This window comes from Microcystis sp. M53598_WE2 (genome assembly GCF_030067735.1).
GTDB lineage: Bacteria > Cyanobacteriota > Cyanobacteriia > Cyanobacteriales > Microcystaceae > Microcystis > Microcystis aeruginosa.
Genome location: NZ_JASJFE010000609.1, coordinates 1 through 3,080, shown reverse-complemented (window position 1 = coordinate 3,080; position 3,080 = coordinate 1). Strand labels below are relative to the sequence as shown.

Annotated in this window: 3 protein-coding genes; 2 read left to right on the top strand and 1 reads right to left on the bottom strand. The window is 37.8% G+C overall.

The features are described 5' to 3' along the window. Positions 1-409, top strand: a 409-nt coding sequence (locus tag PX636_RS12300) for a phosphorylase family protein (protein ID WP_502882880.1), incomplete at its 5' end; no start/stop codon positions are given. A gap of 333 nt (positions 410-742) precedes the next feature. Beyond that, positions 743-1,153 carry a hypothetical protein gene (locus PX636_RS12295; protein ID WP_288117390.1) on the top strand — a complete coding sequence of 137 codons (411 nt, stop codon included), beginning with the start codon at positions 743-745 and terminating at the stop codon, positions 1,151-1,153. A 79-nt stretch (positions 1,154-1,232) separates the two neighbouring features. On the opposite strand, the gene PX636_RS12290 is transcribed toward PX636_RS12295, so the two are convergent. Next, a partial coding sequence (locus PX636_RS12290; RefSeq protein WP_288117388.1) for a CHAT domain-containing protein occupies positions 1,233-3,080 on the bottom strand: 1,848 nt, incomplete at its 5' end.

The window sequence follows — 3,080 nt, the reverse complement described above, 5'->3', positions numbered from 1 at the left end:
TCCTCCAGAATATCCCGCAGTGGCGGATCCTTTTTTGACAGTTGCTCTAGTCAAATCGGCTCAATTTTTGGGAGTAAATTATCATGTAGGTATTACCGCTTCTGTGGATAGTTTTTATGAAGGACAGGAAAGAATTGTGTCTTCTGCTAACCCTTATCTTCAGCGCCATTTAGAGGGAATTACGGAAGAATATCGACGTTTAAATATTCTCAATTATGAAATGGAAGCGGGGACTTTATTGAAAATGGCGGGGGTTTATGGATTTACTGCCGCTTGTATTTGTGCTGTGATTGCCGAAAGAAACAAAGAGGAAGGGATTAGTTTAGAAAGCAAACAACAGGCCATTGAAAAAGCGATTCAGGTGGCAATATTGACCGTTAGCAACCTCTCCCTATCCTCAATTGATTAATGTTCAGAAATCATCTTCATTAAGACTTCCTCTTTTTCCTGACTTTCGGGATAACAGGAGATAAGTTTAGCGCGTAATTCTTGGGACAAAATAATCGATCGCCTTGTCTAAGTATGGTATATTAGTTTGCTCAAAAAAGTGTATTTTGTTGCGAATATGTAATAATTTTTGACAAAAGTAAATTCTCACCCCAAAAAATTCGCTTATTCTTAGTCTTCTAAGCTAATCTTGACTGGATTAACTTGCCATCGGTAAAGTCAAAACCTTTAGCGACGAGACGATTATAAGGTGAGATAATGGGAAAAAATTGGTTTTAGCTTTAAGGATGGTATTATGTCAGACGCAACGCAGTTAACACCGGAAAAAATTGCTCAGTACCGTATTGAATTTGCGGACAATGAGAACGCTTTAATTGCACTTGATGTTATTGAGGAATGGGAGGGAGATTTAGCAGATGCTGCTGAATCTATTGCCACTCGTAACGGTATTGAAGGGGTAGAAGATAAGGCTGATTTTCGTTGGTTTGCTATTGTTCTTAATAAATGTCGTGATTCTATTTGTCAACCGAAGTATGAAACTTTGCGAGAAAAATATTTACCTGCACTTATTCCCCCTTTAACAGATATTATCGCAGGATGTTTTATGTGTCCGCCTGGAGTAGCAGGACTTTTATCAACTCCAGTTGCTATTTATATTCAAGAGGAAGGAATGGATAAATTTTGTCAAACTTCTTCCGATTCTTAAATCAAAGTGATCCCCCCCAACGCACCTTAAAAAGGGGGGAGAATACCTCAACTTAATTGTATTCTCAAGGAACAATAGATTAAACTCCTGTTGCGATAAATGCCGTCCAATAATAGGGATTGGCAAAGGGATAGGGTTGACGTTTAACCGCAGCTTCTAATAAGTCTTGGAATTTTCTTCTATCCCGTTTACTCTCAAAGACTCGATCAAGTAATTGCTGGAATTTTTGACTATTTTTAATTCTGGCTAATTTTTTACTATTCAATGTTCTTAACCATGTTTGTGTATTATTTAAAACAATGGCAATACTCCCTTGATCTTGGATAGAAATCCGTTTAAGATCGTGATAAAATTTAGTCATAAATAACGTAGTTGCTAGGGGATCTACTGTCCAAAGGGTACTAACTACACTAGAACTACCTGCAAATAGAAAACCACTGGGTAAACCCACATATTCATCACTAATACTATCGGCTTTACTTTCGATTATACCACTTTCACAAGCAGAAAAAGTGACTAAACGACATTCTCTTAAGTCAAATTTTTCAAATACTTCTGCTAGGGTTAGGTTAGCTAATTCTCCTAAGTTACCGTCTGGATCTGCTAACATTAAAGCGGAATCTCTAGGGGATTCATTATCAAATTTACCATGACAGGAAAAGTGAAGACAATGGGATGCTTGTAATTCTTGACGACGGTTTTCTAGGGTTTGTTCTGATGCTTCTAATTCCCCAATAATAATAGTTTTTTCAGTAGCAAATCCTTGACTAATTCTCTCGATTTCTAGATTTGCACCTAAGAGAGGTTTTAGGTCTTTTCTGGTGGGATTTTTAATAGCAAAAAGACGAGTAAAGTTTTCTCGCTGTGATAATTTTACCAGTTTTAAAAGTTGGCAACTGGGAACGTATCCTACACCTTTAGTAAAGCGTTGATAGAGAAATTGTCCATTTTTTAGGGGTAAACAATGAAGGGGAATAATATGTAAAAACCAATGGGGAATTAGGATGAGACGAGAGCAAGATTTAGGAATCAGTTCTAAAAGTTCATCAATGTGGAGAATTTCTGATAGTTGATTTAAACAATCATTAAGATTATTAATCCACGCGGTTTTATTATTTTCGTAAGCATCACGATAATTTTTAATAAAATTAATCAATTTTTCTCGATCTTCTGCTGAAGATTGCCAAACTTTAACCCCTTTCACCTCACTATTCCCCCCTTTTGAAGGGGGGTTAGGGGGGATCAAACCTTTTGAAGGGGGGTTAGGGGGGATCAAACCTTTTGAAGCAGGGTTAGGGGGGATCAAACCCTCATTAGTAACAATAAACGCCATAATACTATCCCCTGCAATATACCATTCTAAGATGGCAGTATCTTGATCAATTAAGGATTGAATCTCACTTAGAGGAATGCTTTCAACCTTTTGAGTTAAGCTAAAAGCGCGATCTATGGGGGTTATTTCGTCGGCAATTAGTTGATTTAATTCTTGTTTTAATTGATTGAGGTGAGTATAGTCATTTAAGATGGGTTGTTTTTGTTGATCTAGGGTTAAAGTTACTCCCCTATTGCGGGTTTGTTCTTGGATGGCTAACTGTTGTTCTTCCCCAATAATGGCACGACGGAGGCGATCTAATTCGGTAATAATAGTTTGGGGGATATTACCTTTAGGATAGATATCTCGTTCGGTAAGCAATTGGACTAGATAGCGGGTTTTGCTGCGTTCAACGTATTCTAAGGCGCGATCTGGTTGATTGAGGTTGAGATAGGATTGAACTATGCCATGATAAACATCCATTGCCTCGGAGAGAATTTCTTGTTGTCGTTGGGGGTTTAAGGCTTCGAGTCGAATATTTTCTACTGCTTCGATGGCTAAGTTGTAGCCTTTGATGGCGGTTTCCCAGTCTTCGATAAGGTTAGCAGTATTTCC

Excerpts from the sequence above, each read along its gene's own strand:
- PX636_RS12295 (WP_288117390.1), top strand. The coding sequence starts at position 743 with ATGTCAGACGCAACGCAGTTAACACCGGAAAAAATTGCTCAGTACCGT.